Origin of the sequence: Pandoraea aquatica (assembly GCF_902459565.1) — a bacterium.
GTDB lineage: Bacteria > Pseudomonadota > Gammaproteobacteria > Burkholderiales > Burkholderiaceae > Pandoraea > Pandoraea aquatica.
The window spans coordinates 460385-476517 of the sequence record NZ_CABPSN010000004.1 but is presented as its reverse complement, the minus strand read 5'-3'; the positions used below and the strand labels follow the sequence as shown (position 1 = coordinate 476517).

14 protein-coding genes are annotated in these 16133 nt (G+C 63.3%); 8 read left to right on the top strand and 6 right to left on the bottom strand.

Annotation, left to right across the window (positions count from 1 at the left end; all coding sequences use genetic code 11):
• The first annotated feature begins 301 nt into the window (after positions 1–301).
• On the top strand, positions 302–1165 hold the full coding sequence (locus PAQ31011_RS16450) for an inositol monophosphatase family protein (protein ID WP_150576822.1): 864 nt from the start codon (positions 302–304) through the stop codon (positions 1163–1165).
• Positions 1166–1303: 138 nt separating this feature from the next.
• Here PAQ31011_RS16450 and gltX read toward each other — a convergent pair whose 3' ends face one another.
• The 6 genes from gltX to ssuE all read right to left on the bottom strand — a co-directional run bounded on the left by gltX (position 1304) and on the right by ssuE (position 6948).
• Positions 1304–2695, bottom strand: a complete 1392-nt coding sequence (gene gltX / locus PAQ31011_RS16445; RefSeq protein WP_150576821.1) for a glutamate--tRNA ligase — start codon at positions 2693–2695, stop codon at positions 1304–1306.
• A gap of 229 nt (positions 2696–2924) precedes the next feature.
• Complete coding sequence (locus PAQ31011_RS16440; protein ID WP_039399140.1) at positions 2925–3140, bottom strand: TOBE domain-containing protein; 216 nt, start codon at positions 3138–3140, stop codon at positions 2925–2927.
• Between the two features lie 51 nt (positions 3141–3191).
• The gene (locus tag PAQ31011_RS16435) at positions 3192–4220 is read right to left on the bottom strand and encodes an ATP-binding cassette domain-containing protein (protein WP_150576820.1); all 1029 of its coding nucleotides are present in this window, start codon (positions 4218–4220) and stop codon (positions 3192–3194) included.
• Positions 4217–5092, bottom strand: coding sequence for an aliphatic sulfonate ABC transporter permease SsuC (gene ssuC / locus PAQ31011_RS16430; protein ID WP_150576819.1), 876 nt, complete (start codon positions 5090–5092; stop codon positions 4217–4219). The genes PAQ31011_RS16435 and ssuC overlap by 4 nt, the downstream gene beginning before the upstream one ends.
• 69 nt (positions 5093–5161) lie before the next feature.
• Positions 5162–6319 carry an FMNH2-dependent alkanesulfonate monooxygenase gene (gene ssuD, locus PAQ31011_RS16425; RefSeq protein ID WP_150576818.1) on the bottom strand — a complete coding sequence of 386 codons (1158 nt, stop codon included), beginning with the start codon at positions 6317–6319 and terminating at the stop codon, positions 5162–5164.
• A 14-nt stretch (positions 6320–6333) separates the two neighbouring features.
• On the bottom strand, positions 6334–6948 hold the full coding sequence (gene ssuE, locus PAQ31011_RS16420; protein WP_150576817.1) for an NADPH-dependent FMN reductase: 615 nt from the start codon (positions 6946–6948) through the stop codon (positions 6334–6336).
• 252 nt (positions 6949–7200) lie between these two features.
• On the opposite strand from ssuE, the gene PAQ31011_RS16415 reads away from it, so the two are divergent.
• The 7 genes from PAQ31011_RS16415 to PAQ31011_RS16385 all read left to right on the top strand — a co-directional run bounded on the left by PAQ31011_RS16415 (position 7201) and on the right by PAQ31011_RS16385 (position 16107).
• Entirely contained in the window at positions 7201–7965 is a 765-nt protein-coding gene (locus tag PAQ31011_RS16415; protein ID WP_150576816.1) for an AraC family transcriptional regulator, read from the top strand.
• A 166-nt stretch (positions 7966–8131) separates the two neighbouring features.
• A complete protein-coding gene (locus PAQ31011_RS16410; protein WP_150576815.1) occupies positions 8132–8497 on the top strand; it encodes a tRNA-binding protein in 366 nt (121 codons plus the stop codon).
• A gap of 214 nt (positions 8498–8711) precedes the next feature.
• A complete protein-coding gene (locus tag PAQ31011_RS16405) occupies positions 8712–10361 on the top strand; it encodes a phosphoethanolamine transferase (protein ID WP_150576814.1) in 1650 nt (549 codons plus the stop codon).
• 94 nt (positions 10362–10455) lie between these two features.
• Positions 10456–11808: an NHL repeat-containing protein gene (locus PAQ31011_RS16400; RefSeq protein WP_174990158.1), complete on the top strand. Its 1353-nt coding sequence runs from the start codon at positions 10456–10458 to the stop codon at positions 11806–11808.
• A gap of 130 nt (positions 11809–11938) precedes the next feature.
• Positions 11939–13276: an MFS transporter gene (locus tag PAQ31011_RS16395; protein WP_150576812.1), complete on the top strand. Its 1338-nt coding sequence runs from the start codon at positions 11939–11941 to the stop codon at positions 13274–13276.
• 119 nt (positions 13277–13395) lie between these two features.
• Positions 13396–14610 carry an NHL repeat-containing protein gene (locus tag PAQ31011_RS16390; protein WP_150576811.1) on the top strand — a complete coding sequence of 405 codons (1215 nt, stop codon included), beginning with the start codon at positions 13396–13398 and terminating at the stop codon, positions 14608–14610.
• A gap of 276 nt (positions 14611–14886) precedes the next feature.
• On the top strand, positions 14887–16107 hold the full coding sequence (locus PAQ31011_RS16385) for an NHL repeat-containing protein (RefSeq protein ID WP_174990157.1): 1221 nt from the start codon (positions 14887–14889) through the stop codon (positions 16105–16107).
• The last annotated feature ends 26 nt before the right edge of the window (positions 16108–16133 follow it).

The window sequence follows — 16133 nt, the reverse complement described above, 5'->3', positions numbered from 1 at the left end:
GGCCAACACCGGATGGAATGCCCCCGAAACGCCCGGCAAACACCCGTCGACAGCGCTGCGAACGGCGCATCGCGTGCGGCAAAATCAGCAAAAAGGGTCAGAATCGACAGGTTCCGAAGCGCACCGGCCGCATTTTTGCTAAAATACGCGTTTTCGCCCCTGCAAACGAGCCGCCACACTGTGCGCGGCGCTTGTCGGGGCATCGCTCTTGCTCAATTTGTTCGCTTTGTCTGCCACGCTTGCCGACCGGCCCAATGGGGGTCGTGCGTCACGCCAGCGATGGCCTTAACAGGAATCTGTCATGCAGCATCCCATGCTCAATATCGCGGTGAAAGCCGCGCGCCGCGCCGGCTCCATCATCAGCCGAGCCTCCCTCGACATCGATACCGTCAAGGTCAGCAAGAAGCAGCACAACGACTTCGTGACGGAAGTGGACAAAGCGGCAGAGCAAGCGATCATCAGCGTCCTCCTCGAAGCCTATCCCGACCACGCCATCCTCGCCGAAGAATCGGGCGAAGAGCACGGCAATGCCGGCTCGGAATTCCAGTGGATCATCGATCCGCTCGACGGCACCACCAACTTCATCCACGGCCTGCCCTACTATTGCACGTCGATTGCCCTCGCGCACAAGGGCATCGTCTCGCAAGCCGTGATCTACGATCCGACCCGCAACGAACTGTTCACCGCTTCGCGCGGCCGCGGTGCGTTCCTCGACGGCAAGCGTATCCGCGTCTCGCGTCGTGACCGTCTGGCCGACGGCCTGATCGGCACGGGCTTCCCGTTCCGTGATCTGCAAGGCGTGGAAAACTACCTGAAGATGTTCGGCACGATGACCGAACATTGCGCCGGTATCCGCCGCCCGGGCGCTGCCGCACTGGATCTGGCCAACGTTGCCGCCGGTCGCATGGACGGCTTCTTCGAGCAAGGCCTGAACCCGTGGGACATGGCCGCAGGCAGCCTGCTGATCACCGAAGCCGGTGGTCTGGTCGGCAACTACACGGGCGAGTCGGACTTCCTGTTCGAAGGCGAAATCCTCGCGGGCAACCCGAAGATCTACGCACAGATGGTCAAGCTGCTCGAAGGCTATTCGCTCACGAAGCGCCCGGCCCCGTCGGCCAAGTCGGGCACGCTCTCCGTCTCCGCGGAAGGCAGCTCGCAGGCGTAAGTCTCTGCAAGGCATCAGGGACGCGGCACTTGCGGCGTCCCAAACAAAAAACCCCGGCGATGCTCACGCATCCCGGGGTTTTTTGTTTTCGGTGCCGCCGTCGCTGCGCCGGAATTTCGTGCCGTGACGTCGAACCGGTCAGGCAGCCAGACGCGCCAGCACCGCGTCGCGGCCCAGCAGTTCCAGCACGGCGTCGATGGCCGGCGTGTGCGTGGTGCCCACGACAAGCAGACGCACCGGCATCGCGAGTTGCGGCATCTTCATGCCGTGCTGCGCGAGCGTGGCCTTGAACGCCGGCGAAATGGCCTCCTTCTTCCATTCGGGCAACGCGGCCAGCGCAGCCGCCAGATCCTTCACGGCGGCGCGTGCGGCATCGGTCATGTGCTGCGTCATATCTTCGGCCGACGGGGCGGGTGCGCGGTAGAACATCTCGGCGCTCGCCGCGATGTCCTTGATCGTGTTGGCGCGATCCTTGAAAAGACCGACCACACCGGCCAGCGACGGACCACCCTCGATCGACACGCCCGCCTTTTGCAGGAACGGCTCGGTCAGCCCGGCCAGACGATCGTTGTCCGCCTGCTTCAGATACTGATTGTTCAGCCACTGAAGCTTCTCCGGGTTGTGTTGCGCGGGCGACTTGCCGAGGTGCTCCAGATCGAACCACGCCACGAACTGCTCACGCGAGAACACTTCCGCATCGCCGTGCGCCCAGCCCAGACGCGCCAGATAGTTCACCACGGCTTCCGGCAGATAGCCTTCCTCGCGGTACTGCACGACGCTCATCGCGCCGTTGCGCTTCGACATCTTCTCGCCCTGGTCGTTGAGCACCGTGGGCAAGTGCGCATACACGGGCCACTTCTTGCCCAGCGCTTCGAAGATGTTGATCTGACGCGGCGTGTTGTTCACGTGGTCGTCGCCACGAATCACGTGCGTGATGTCCATGTCGATGTCGTCGACGACCACGCAGAAGTTATACGTCGGCGTGCCGTCCGGACGCGCGATCACCAGATCGTCGAGTTCTTCGTTCGAGATTTCGATGCGGCCCTTGACCGCGTCTTCCCACACGACGCTGCCGGTCAGTGGATTCTTGAAACGCAGCACCGGCTGCACGCCGGCCGGCGGCTCGGGCAGCACCTTGCCCGGCTCCGGACGCCAGCGGCCGTCGTAACGCGGCTTCTCGCCACGCACGCGTTGCTGCTCGCGCAGTTCGTCCAGTTCTTCCATGCTCATGTAGCACGGATAAACGTGACCGCCCGCCTTCAGTTGCTCCAGCACTTCGCGATAGCGATCCATGCGCTGCATCTGATAGAACGGACCTTCGTCGTAGTCGAGACCGAGCCATTCCATGCCTTCCAGAATGACGTCCACGGCCTGCTGCGAGGAGCGCTCGAGATCGGTGTCTTCGATGCGCAACACGAACGCGCCGTTGTTGTGACGCGCGAAGGCCCACGGATAGAGAGCGGAACGGATGTTGCCCAGGTGGATGAAACCGGTCGGGCTAGGCGCAAAGCGGGTGCGGACAGTGGTCATGGTTTGGCTTCGGTGCATCGCGTCGGCGACAAACAAAAACGCCCGCAGCGGAGGGATTCGCGCAGGCGGGTCGCCAACATTTGGAAGCCGTCATTATATCAGCCGAGTGCGTGCATTCGCGGCACAGTCCGAGACGGGACTCGGAATTTCCTGCAACCTGCATCGGACGACGCCCCCGCGCGCGTCCGATGCAGGCGTCCTGCACAGGAAAATTGGCACGGATAGCGCGTCAGAGCTTGGCCAGCGACACCTCGGTGGCCTTGACCAGCGCCACGACCTCGGATCCGATATCCAGACGCAATTCGTCGATCGAGCGCGTAGTGATGACCGACGTGACGATACCGCTCGGCGTCTCGACGTCGACTTCCGAGAGCACCGGGCCGCGCAGAATCTCGCGAATACGGCCCTTGAACTGGTTGCGCACGTTAATAGCAGTGATACCCATGATGAACTCCTGTGTCCGAAAAGATATGATCGATGAATCAGTGAGAAGCCGTTAGATCGCCCATCGCACGGCCGCGGCCGGCCATAGCGGCTCGGATGCCGGGACATGCGACGACGGGGCCACTTCGGTTTGCAACACGCGCGCCAGCACCTGGGCTTCGAGCCCGGCAAATTCGGCGCTGCCGCGCGCACGCGGACGCGCCAGCGACACCGGTTGATCCAGCCCCAGTTGTCCTTCTTCGATGAGCACGACGCGATCGGCCAGCGCTACGGCTTCCTGCACGTCATGCGTCACCAGCAGTGCCGTGAAGCCGTGCGCGCGCCACAGGCGTTCGATCAGTGCATGCATTTCAATGCGGGTGAGCGCATCGAGCGCACCGAGCGGTTCGTCGAGCAGCAACAGATCGGGCTGATGCACCAGCGCCCGCGCCAGCGCCACGCGCTGACGCTGACCGCCGGAGAGCTGACTCGGCCAGTCGTCGGCGCGCTCGGCCAGCCCCACTTCGCGCAGCACCTCAAGCGCCTTCGCGTGCGACGATTTCGGCAGCCCGATAGCGACGTTCTCCAGCACGGTACGCCACGGCAGCAGACGGGCGTCCTGGAACATGATGCGCGTGGCCACCTTGCCGGACGCATCGCCCAACGCATGACCGTCGAGCGTGATATGCCCGGCGTCAGGCGTCTCCAGCCCGGCGATCAAACGCAGCAACGTCGACTTGCCGCAACCGCTGCGCCCCACGATGGCCGCGAAGCCGCCGCGCGGAATCGTCAGCGAGAAGTCGGACAGTACCGAACGCGCGCCGTAACGTTTGCCCACGGCATCGACACGCAATCCATCGGAAGTCGGGGCCGTAAGCGCTTGCGCGTCACTCGCCGGATGCACCACTTTAAGATTCGTCCCCGCACCCCACGAACCATTACGTTGCGCTGCGACGTTCGCATCCAGCGGCAACTGCGTGCCGAATGGATCGACGTGGGGATCGAGCGACAGCCGATGTGCGTTGCCGGTGGCGCGCTGCTCGGCCGTCCATTCGGCTTCGATGTCGGCACCCGCGACCGGGGCCAGTTGTTGTGCGCTCATGCGGCGGCTCCTCGTTGAAAGGCCGGATGCCAGCGCAACCAGCGAAATTCCAGTTCCTTGGCCAGCACGTCGGCCAGCTTGCCCAGCAGCGCGTACAGCAGAATCCCCACGAGCACGATGTCCGTTTGCAGGAACTCGCGAGCGTTCATCGTCAGATAGCCGATGCCCGACTGCGCCGAGATGGTTTCCGCCACGATCAGCGTCACCCACATCAGGCCGAGCGAAAAGCGCACGCCCACCAGAATCGACGGCAACGCCCCGGGCAGAATCACGTCGCGATACAGCGCCCAGCCGCGCAATCCGTAGCTGCGCGCCATCTCGACCAGCGCCGGATCGACGGCACGAATCCCGGCGTAAGTATTGAGATACATCGGGAAGAACACACCGATGGAGACGAGGAACAGCTTGGCTTTCTCGTCGATGCCGAACCACAGAATCACCAGCGGAATCAACGCCAGATGCGGGATGTTGCGCAGCATCTGGAACGACGAGTCGAGCGCCGTTTCCGCTACGCGCGACAGCCCCGTCAGCATGCCCAGCAGCAGCCCGAGGCCGCCACCGATGAGAAAGCCGATGACGGCGCGCCCGGTCGACACACCGATGTCGCGCCAGATCTGTCCCGTAATCGCGAGTTGCCACGCGGCTTCCACGACGGCGGACGGTGCGGGCAGCACCCGCGTCGACAACCAGCCCTGCTCTGCGGCGAGTTGCCAGAGCGCGACAAGCACGACAGGCACGGCCCACGGCGCGAGGCGGCGAGCAGCGATGCGACCGTAGCGTTGTAACGCGCCGGGTGCCGCAGCACCGGTGACGGACAGGCCGCCATCGGTGGTGACTTCGGTCGGCGACGTCGTCAGCGTAGATTGGGTCATGCGAATTTCCTCCGGAGCATCACGGCCCCGCTTCCTTTCAATCCAATGAAATCGATGTGTTCTGGCGGCTCAGCTTTGCGACGCCTGCGGCACGATGTTGTTGGCCATCACTTCGCCAATCGGGCCCGACAACGGCGTGTTGCCATGGCCCAGCTTCTCGCGCACCTCACGCGGCAGATGCGGGAACACCAGTTCGGCAAAGCGATACGCTTCTTCGAGGTGCGGATAGCCGGACAAAATGAACGTGTCGATGCCAAGATCCGCGTATTCGCGCAGCCGCTGCGCCACCGTCGGGCCATCGCCCACGAGCGCTGTGCCGGCACCGCCGCGCACGAGTCCCACACCGGCCCACAGGTTCGGTGCGATCACGAGCTTGTCGCGACGTCCGCCATGCAGCGCAGCCATGCGTCGCTGTCCTTCTGAATCCATCTTCGCGAACTGCGTTTGCACACGTGCGATGGTCTCGTCGTCGAGCTTGCTGATGAGCGAATCGGCAGCGCGCCACGACTCGTCTTCCGTCTCACGAACGATCACGTGCAGTCGCAACCCGAAGCGCAACGTGCGGCCGAGTTTGGCGGCGCGCGCACGCACGTCCGCGATCTTCTCGGCGACATCGGCCAGCGGCTCGCCCCACGTCAGGTAGACGTCGAGCTGCTCGGCAGCAATCTGGCGCGCCGCCTCCGAAGATCCCCCGAAATACAGCGGCGGATGCGGCGTTTGCACCGGCGGGTACAGCAGCTTTGCGCCCTTTGCGCGCAGATGTTCGCCCTCGAAATCGACGCTCTCGCCGTGATGCGATTTCTCCAGAATCGAACGCCAGATGCGCAGGAACTCATCCGTCACTTCGTAGCGTTGCGCGTGATCGGCAAAGAAGCCGTCGCCTTCGAGTTCGCCGGCGTCGCCGCCCGTGACGACATTGATCAGCAGCCTGCCGCCCGACAGTCGGTCGAACGTCGCCGCCATCCGCGCGGTGAGCGCAGGCGATGCGATGCCAGGACGAATGGCGACGAGAAACTTCAGGTTGCGCGTGGCACCAATGAGGCTGGACGCCGTCACCCATGCGTCTTCGCAGGAGCGCCCGGTGGGCAGCAGAACGCCTTCGTAACCCAGGGTGTCGACGGCGCTGGCGATCTGACGCGCGTAGTCGAAATCGAAGACGCGTCCGCCGTCGGACGTGCCGAGATAACGTGCGTCGCCGTGCGTCGGAATAAACCAGAAGACTTGCATACGGACTCCGGCACTCAGGCAGCAAGCGTGGCGCCGGCTGCACGCGCACCGCGTGCATTGCGGATGCCTTCGGCGACCTTGCCCGGCCACTGACGGATCACCTCGCGCTCATGCAGCCATTGCGAGAGTTGATCGACGGTCGCGCCCAGACGTTCGGCGATGCCCGCGTCGAGCGTCGCGCCCTCTTCCTTCGGCACTTGCAGATCGACGGCGAACACGCCTCGCAGAATGTGCTGCGCGCCGAGCGCCGAAAGCACCGGCTTGAGCGCGTAGTCGAGTGCGAGCAGATGCGCGGGGCTGCCACCGGTCGCGAACGGAGCGACGAGTTTGTCCGCAAGACCGTCTTGCGGCAGCACGTCGAGAAAGGCCTTCAGCAGGCCGCTATAGGCCGCTTTGTAGACGGGCGTGGCGACGACGACCGCCTGTGCACCGGCCACCTGGGCGAGCGCATGACGCAGATCGTCGTGCGAGGTATCGGCGGCGAGCAGCGCAGCGGGCGAGAGCGCACGGATGTCGATGCGGCGCACCTCGATGCCGGCCGCAGCCAGATCGGATTCGACGAAACGCAGCAAGCGGGCGCTGCGTGAGGCAGCCGACGGGCTGCCCGAGATCGTGACGGCGTATGTCATACTTCCCTGCCAAAGACGGGCCGCGGCCCTGTGGAATCGAAGCGCGCCACAGACACCCTAGCGGTGCCCGCGATGCCGACCGGGACGTCGATGAGGAAGCGCCGCCGGCCACTGGTGAACCAGTGTAGCGAGGCGTCCCACGCACCCGAACCAATCAATCCGGGATAGCTTTGCGCGTTTTCTCATAACCTGAAGTCATGCACCTTTGCCGCCTTATTCCATCTGGCGGTAATAACCGCCTCACCCATTGCCATGTCCGCCCCGATTCTCGAACTTCGCGAGTACCGTCCCACCGATAGCACCGACACGCACGACTTCCATCAGGTCGTAATCGGGCTGTCCGGACGCATGTCGCTTTCGCTCGACGGCGACGCCACCCAGCGCGGCCGCGTGGGCGCGCGCAATGGCGTGGTCATTCCGGCGGGCGTACGGCATGGCTATCGGGGCGATGGACCGAACCGGCAGATCGTGCTGGATGTCCCCACCGCGATTGCCGACGCCACCGGCACAGCGCGCGCCTTTGCGCGGGAAGCGTTCTTCGCGCTGGATGCCGGGCTGCTGGCGCTGGTCCATCGGGTAAGCGCCAGCGTGAATGACGGACGTCCGCTCGATGCCGACGACCCGGTGGTGCGGGAATGGCTCGCAGCCCTCGCACCTCGGCTCGCGCCGGCACGTCACGCTTCGCGTACCGTGCGGCTGGATCTGGCGCAGGTCGATGCCCGGCTTCAAGCCGACCTCGCCACACCGCTCGACACCGCCACCCTCGCGCGGGAAGCGGGCATGAGCGTGCGACATTTCCACGATTGCTTCGTAGCGATGACTGGCGAGACACCTCACCGGCACCTCATACGCCTGCGACTCGCCCGCGCGGCATCGCTGCTGCTCGATGAAGACGCCCCACTCGCCGACATCGCACTCGACGTCGGCTTCAACGACCAGAGCGCCCTCACCCATGCCTTCCGTCAGCACTTCGGCCTGACGCCTGCTGCGTGGCGGCGCGCCCGGACCGCCGACTGACTCCTCCGGCGCGCGATCTACCGTCGGCCTTCACCGCCTACCGTCCACAGCTGCCAGTCCGCTGTCTGCCGAATTTCACAAGCCAACCCGACACCCGGCGCATTACGCTCTCCCCTTTCCTTCCCCTATGCCGCGATCCCCTTTGGCGTCGCGAACGGAGCAGCCAATGACGGATTCCGAGAACAAGCCCGACACCGCAAACCTCATCGAATGGCAGGACTTCGAGAAGATCGAGCTGCGCGTGGGCACGGTCGTGTCGGCACGCGTCAACGAGAAAGCGAAGAAGCCCGCCTACGTGCTGGAAGTCGATCTGGGTGAGTTGGGTGTCAAGACCTCCAGCGCGCAGATCACGGTGCACTACACGCCGCAAGACCTCGTCGGCCGCCAGGTGCTATGCGTGTGCAACTTCGGCCCGAAGCGCATCGCGGGCGTGGTGTCGGAGGTGCTCGTGACAGGATTTGCCGACGCCGACGGGGCCATCGTGCTCGCGGGCGCGGAACGCAAAGTCCCGAACGGCGCGCGCTTGCACTGACCCGCACTGACCTTCGGTGCAACAAGTTCCTGAGTCATTCCGGAATACCGAACGGGATTCGTCCCAAAAATAGCCTCCCCACGACACCAAATACGCAAACTGCGGTCGAAGCTGCGATCCACTTGCTGCCATGGACGGACGGCCACCCAAGGCCCTCCCGGCAGCAATCGACAGACACGCCCCGACGTGTCGGCAGCTTTGGGGGATGACCATCTTGAAATCACTGCTTTACCGCCTCGGGCTCGGGCTCGGCGGACTCGCCCTGTTCTGGGCGCTCGGCATGCTCAGCACGAACGAGTTCGGCAAGAGTGCTGCCATCATGGCAACGGCCCTGCCGGGACTCGGCGGGCTGTGCCTGTTGCTGCGCGCAAGACCCGCGTGGCTCAGCACGACCACGCTCGCTGTCATCGCCGTCTTCTTTCTCGACGCGGCGACCAAGGGATTCCTGCGCGATTACTTCGGCCTGCGACCGAACCATCTGCTGGTGTTGCAGGCGGTGTTCAACACGAATCCCGCTGAGACGGGCGAGTTCTTCCGCCACAACTGGCGCGACGTGGCCGAAGCCAGCGCCGTCTTCACGATCCTGATGACGGCGGTTGTCGTGCTGGAGCGCCGCCTGTCGCGCGCCGAGGCCTCGCGCGTGCTTTCCCCGTTGCGACGCCGCAGCAAGATCGCGGTGGCCACGCTCTTCACCGGCTTCGTCGCGCTGCATCTGAACCCGACGATGGCCAAAGAAAATCCCGTCCTCTACTGGCCGATTCGCTATCTCGATTACAAGGGACAGCTGGCACACGCCGACGAATTGCAGCGCCAGCTCGATCGCAACATGGCGCAGCGTGCCGACTGGCAGGTGAGGTATCACGGACCGGCGCAAAAGACGGTGGTGTGGGTGATTGGCGAGAGCCAGAACCGCAACAACATGTCGCTCTACGGCTACGCGCGCAACACCACGCCGATGCTCGACACGATGCGCGACGACCTCACGGTGTTCCGCGATGTCGTGTCGTCGGAGCCGGCGACGATGGCCTCGCTCATGAAGATGCTCACGCCCGCGCATCTGGACGACCCCGACGCGTGGACGAGCAAACCCGACTTGCTGATGCTCGCCAAAGAAGCCGGCTATCGCACGTACTGGATCTCGAATCAGATGCCTAACGACGGCTGGCTGGGGCTGGTCGCCAATCGCGCGGACGAGCGCGTCTTCATCAACAAGGGATCGGGGCGTGGTGAGAACAATTTCGACGGCAATCTGCTGCCGGACTTCGAAGCAGCGCTCGCGAGCGACGCCCCGCGCAAGCTCATCGTCGTGCATTTGCTGGGCGCGCATCCGACCTACGATATGCGTTACCCGGACGAATTCGCGCGCTTCGACAATACCGACGACAGCGTGATGGCGACGCTCGAGGCGCAGGGACGCTCGCCCTGGGTGCGGCATGCGCGCAACGACTACGACAACGCCATCGCGTACAACGACTATGTCGTCTCCAGTTTGATTCGCAAGACGATGGCCGCAACCGGCGCGTCGGACGCGAGTCTGCTGTTCAGCTCGGATCACGCGCAGGAAGTCGGTCACACGCGCAATCACTCAGGCCAGTCGGTCGCCGACGCCTCCGGTTACGAGATCCCGATGCTGGTATGGTCACGCGATGCCGTCGACGCGAGGGCACGCGCGGCGCTGGAGCAACGCCCCTACCAGACCGACCGTCTGGACCACACGATGCTCGGCCTGCTCGACATCGACACGTCGTACTACAACGCGTCGCACGACGTGCTGAGCGATGCGTTCGTTCCAATGCCCCGTCGCATCAATGGGCGCGCGTACTCGCCGTCGGGTCACGCGGTGCTACCCGCCGAGGCCGGGTGATGTAACGACGGTGTCGCCGCACGGCTCCGTCGCTCTCCTACGTTTTCGCCGAACTGCACCTGTCAAGGTTGTCAGTAGATGGCGAAGACATCCGATGCAACCCTATCCAAAGGCGCTAGCACTTGCCGGCCGCGACGCGGCCGCACAGCGCCGGTTCGCGGCGGTCGACGTCACGTCGGCACCGCGCCCCTCTTTGGAAGGAGAGCACATCATGTCCGAGAAGACACGCAGTGGAGAACTCGATCCGTCGTTCGGATCCAATGGGATTGTCGAGATCGTCAACCCCCGAAGCACTCACAGAATCACAAAACGTCTGCCAGACAACAGACTCTGGACTGTCGTGAGCGAGAGAGGGCTCATGGGCGTCAGGATGTATCGCCATTTGGCAGACGGAGGTCCTGATCCTGTATTCCGGCCTGACGGCGTCGTCGTACCGCTGTCCGGTGTGACGGGCCACGCCTTCGAGCTGACAAACTTCGAAGAAACGACGACCGGGCGGCTCATCATCGCGGGCTCGGTGCGGGTTCAGGCAAACGAGACACCGACCCTCATGGCCGTCATGTCGGTTGACGAAGACGCCGAGCTCGACCCGGATTTCGGCACGGGTGGCGCGACCGTGATCGAATTACCCGACGCAATTAGCACGTTCACGCACGACATGCATCTGTCGGACGACAGAGCGGTCATGCTGGGACGCTTGCTCGACACCAATGACCGTGGCTTCACCCTCATGGTGCGTCTCACTCCCGCCGGACAGCGTGATCCCTCGTTTGGTTTGAACGGCGTTTCGCGCGACTTCCCCACCTACGCAAACTTCCGGACTTTGCACATTCTCCCCGACAGAAAGCTGGCCCTTGCCGGGGAGTCGACGAGGAGCGGCGTCACCGGACTGGTAGCCCGCTACACGAGCGCGGGCGTGCCGGACACCACCTACGGTACCGAGGGTTTCACAGATATCGATTTCTCGTCGGAGTTTCCCGGTGCTGCGTGGTCTGTGGTCAGTTCCGCGGTGTCACCCGATGGCAGCCATGTCGTGCAAGGCAATTCGAATGAGGGAGGCGGCCAGGGTGTGTGGCTATCTCGGCTGACGCCGAACGGACAGTTCGATAACACATTCAATGGCGGCAAACCCGTCGTGACTTACCTGGACGGTCATGGCTATACGGGATTGCATCTTGCCGTGCAGGCGGACGGAAAAATTGTGTCGGCGGGTCAGACACAGAGCTTCTCCGAGCTTGTCCTGCTGCGCCTGAATGCCGATGGTCAGCACGATGCAAGCTTCGGCAATGGCGGTGTGGTAATTGTGACGTCCATCCCTCCCGGAAGCAGGGAGGTCATGGCCAGCCTCGATATTCAACCGGACGGAAAACTGTTGGTCTGCAGTGTCAGCCGCTCCGAATTTGATCCAGAGCCATTTGGGATAGTCCTTCGTCGACTCCTTGCATAACCGTGTGCTCGCGCAGTCGGCCATCATTGGCCGACTGCGCGACGCCTCGATTCAATAGCAAGAACCGGAGCGTTTTCGCCGCGGGATCTACCTAGACTCTCTTCGAGATAACGACCTCGAAGGGACCTTCATGTCAGACGCTCGCCCGCCGCTTTCGCCCTGCTCGCCGTCCACTACGGTAGAGGCGACATCCTCATCGCCGCACGACACGGCATCACCGGACGCCGGCGTCGTCTCGCTCGTCACATCGTTATCGCGCGCGAATCTCGCCGCGCAGTTCAGCGAGCAAATGACGTTGGCTGTCATTCCCATCGTGGCCGTGATCGCGTTGCGCGCATCCGCAGAACAAACTGCCTCGTTGCAGGCCGCCACGACGCTGCCCTTCCTGCTGCTCTCGTTGCCTGCCGGTGTGCTCGCCGACAGATATCGACGCAAGCCGTTGATGATCGCCACGGAACTGCTGCGCGCTGTGGCACTACTGCTGCTATTCGCGTTGTTCCAGATGAAGTGGTTGTCGCTCACGGCGTTAGGCGTGCTGGGCTTCGCTATGGCCTCGGGGACGGTCGTCTTCGGGGCGGCTGCTCCGTCGCTTGTGGCGATGCTCGTCGGCCCGGCCCATCTGCTCACCGCGAACCGGCGGCTTGAAACGGCTCGCAGCATCGCCTTCACTGCGGGACCTGCGATTGGTGGCGTGCTCGCCGGCGTCGCCTCGGGCACATTCGCATTTGCAGCGGCCTTCGCGTTATCGCTCGGCAGTGCGTTCTGGCTGTCGCGTCTTCCCGCAGAAGCGCTGCGCGCCCCAACACGTCGCGACTTCAAGCGTGAACTCGCGGAAGGTGTTCGCTTCATCGCGACGAACACCTATCTGCGATCAATCGTCGCGACGGCCTTTGTGTTCAACACGTCGTGGTATCTGCTGCTGGCGATCTTCGCGTTCTACGCCATCGACGCGCTCGCTTTCTCCGCGCAGGCGGTCGGCGCGGCACTGGGCGTTTACGGCTTCGGGATGGTGTGCGGCGCAATGGGTTATGCGCGCATCGCTCAGGGACTGACGTTCGGACGTCAGATTCTTCTGGGGCCGGTTTGCGCAGCGCTCGCTGCCGTATTGATGGCGTCGACATCGATGCTGCTGGACGGTGCCAGGCACAGCGCGGCCTATGCGCTGGTCTTTGTCGCGTTCTTCCTGTTCGGCTTCGGCCCGATTGTATGGACGATTTCGACGACCTCGTTGCGACAGGTCGTGACACCGGGCGGACTCATTGCACGCGTTTCGGCCGCCACGATGACGGCGACCTTCGGCGCACGTCCGCTCGGCGCGTTTCTTGGCGCGTGGATTGCGTCGTCGCTCGGCATTCGCGCCTGCCTGATCGCCATGGCCGCAGGCTTCGCGCTGCAATTCGCGATCATCGTGCGCTCGCCAGCGGCACGAATGAAATCACTCACCGCACCTGTCAAGGTTGACAGTTGATGCCGGAGGTACCAGATGCAACGCTGTCCGAAGACGTTGTCGTGTGGCGCAGTGTAACCCTGATCTTTCTGCCGCCCGGAGAACGATAACGCCGCCCCCTTTGGAAAGGAGAAAACACCATGTCCAAATCACCCCGCAGTGGCGAGATCGATCTCACGTTCGGTAACAACGGTCGGGTCGACATCGTCACCGATGCCGAAATCATAGGAAAGGCTAAGCGACAACCCGACGGAAAAATCCTGACCGTAGCAAGTCGAGAGGGGCTTCTCGGCGTCCAGACCTTTCGTCATCTCGAAAACGGATCGCCCGATCCGTCGTATCCGGCCGAAGGGGTCATCACGCCACTGCCCGATGTGCCGGGCATCAGATTGCAGATGCAAGACTTCCACCGGGCGACGGACGGCAGGAACGTGATCGGCGCTTCGCTGCAACGTCAACAAACCTCGTTCCATACCGTCATGGTGTTCTTCGCCGTGTTCACCGACGGCAAGCTTGACCCGGATTTCGGCACGAATGGCAGAACACTGCTCGAAATCCCGGGCGTGATGAGCACGCAAACGACCTCCATGGTGCTGATGCCCCTGAACAAACCCACCGCGCTCGGACGCGCGATGAACACGCAGACAAGTGGTTTCAGTTTCGCGGTACGCTTCTCCCCGTTCGGCCGCCTTGACCCGAGCTTCGGCGTCAACGGCATTTCGCGCGACTTCCCCGAAACCGCAACGCTGGATGTACTGCACGCGCTGCCCGACGGTCGCATGGCGATTGCCGGCTCATTGAACAGGACTGAAACCCTGGGTATGGTGTCTCGCTATACGGACGCCGGCTCGCCCGATACCACCTACGGAAACAACGGCCACGTCTACCTGGACTTTTCGGGACAGTTGCCGGGTACGGAGGAGTGGCCTATCACTGTTTCCTCGCTGTCTCCCGACAGCAGTCATGTCGTCGCGGGATATACGGTCGACGGCGGCAAGTCCGTAGTCTGGGTTTCTCGCGTCACGCCTGAAGGTCGTCCAGATGCGTCGTTCAATGACGGCAATCCGGTCGCCTCAAGCCATGGTCCCTTTGGTCACACGCTGGCGTCGATTGCTGTGCAAGCCGACGGCAAGGTCGTCACTGGCGGCACTACAGTACTGGATCTGCGCTCAACGCTTGAACGTCTGACCGTTGACGGCAAGCCCGATGCGACCTTCGGTGAGAACGGCGTGGTGATTGTCCCTTCAGACGACGGGGGGGAGCGGTTGCGGCATATCGAAGTTCAACCGGACGGAAAGCTTCTGGTCACCACGTCCGCTGACTCGAGCATCCGTATCCGGCGCTTCCATATGTAGCAGGTCCCTAATTGCGTCGTGTTAGCGACACCGATGTCGAATGGCGAAGGACGTGCACCGATGCCCTTCTTTCGCCCGCTGCGCTGTGGCACAACTGATATCTCTCACCGCACCTGTCAAGGTTGTCAGTTGATGCGCCTCATCGGCACTGAGATGCTGTCCGCGCGGATTGTCGAGGTGCGATATCGGTCCCCTCCTGTCGATTCGCATTCGATTTCTCATCCGATTGTTTCTGACACCTGCGGGCCCTGCACGGCCCTCCCGGGAGATCGCATCATGTCGAAAACTTCACGCAATGGAACGCTGGACACCAGCTTCGGTACACAAGGACAGTTAAACATCGACATCGCCAGCGGCGTCGCCCAACTGCTGCCGGACGGCAAGCTTCTCGTCTTCGGCACGGAGGAACTGCTCAACCACGGCGTCCACGCTTACCGGTATCTGGCGGATGGTCAGACCGACGCCAGCTTTGGCACCGGCGGGAAAATGTACATCCCGTTCGGCAATACCAATGGCGAGTCGTTCTACCCGGAGATGTCCGCCCTCACCGTGGACGACAAGATCATCCTCGCGAACCGTATCAACAGCCGTCGAGGCATCCACCTGATACAGGTGGTCCGTATCGATCAGGACGGCGAGATCGACACCGAATGGGGTGCAGACGGCAAGTACGTGATCCATTTGCCACCCGGCACGCGCGACAGCCTCGTTGGCATGCGGCCATTGAACAACGGCAAGATCATCGTCCTCGGCAATGCGTCGCAGTCGTCGACCGCGCCCGAAGCGTCGACGTTTGCCCGCGTCAATACCGACGGCTTGTGGGACAGCTCGTTCGGCCCGGAAGGTTTAGTCCCGTACCCGGTCGCCGCCGGCAAGGCAACCGCATTCGTCGCCCTGCCCGACGGCACGATGTTCGCCGGGGACAGCATCGGTGTCTCCCGCTTCGGTCCGGATGCAAAACCCGATCCGGCGTTCGGCAACGGCGGCCACGCACCGATCGACCTGTCCGGTCCGTATCCGAACCTGCGTTACTGGAACGTCGACCAGATTGCGGTGCAGAGCGACGGTAAGCTTGCCCTTGCGGGTACCGTAAGCGAATTGTCCGCTGAGCCGGGGTCGACGCGCATCGTCTGGTTCTTCCGCCTGTTGCCCAATGGCAGCAGCGATCCCGGCTTCAACGGCGGCGTGCCGCTGCTGTCTCGCGTGGGCAGCACGAATCACGCGCCGTTCGGCATGGTCATTCAGGCGGATGGAAAGATCGTCATCGCCGGATCGACTTACGGGGCGTCTCGTCTCACGCTGGAACGCCTGAACGTGGACGGCACGCGCGACGCGACGTTCGGCGACAACGGCATCGTCATCGGACCGGAACATCCGAGCGGCCAACTCCTGCTGACCCAAGGCGTGGCACTTCAACCGGATGGCAAGATCCTCACGACGGAACGGTCGTTCGGCGTCGAGCCGCCGCGCACCCGGATCAGTCGGTATCTGGCTTAACGCGCATCGCTGGCGCAGATTGCATC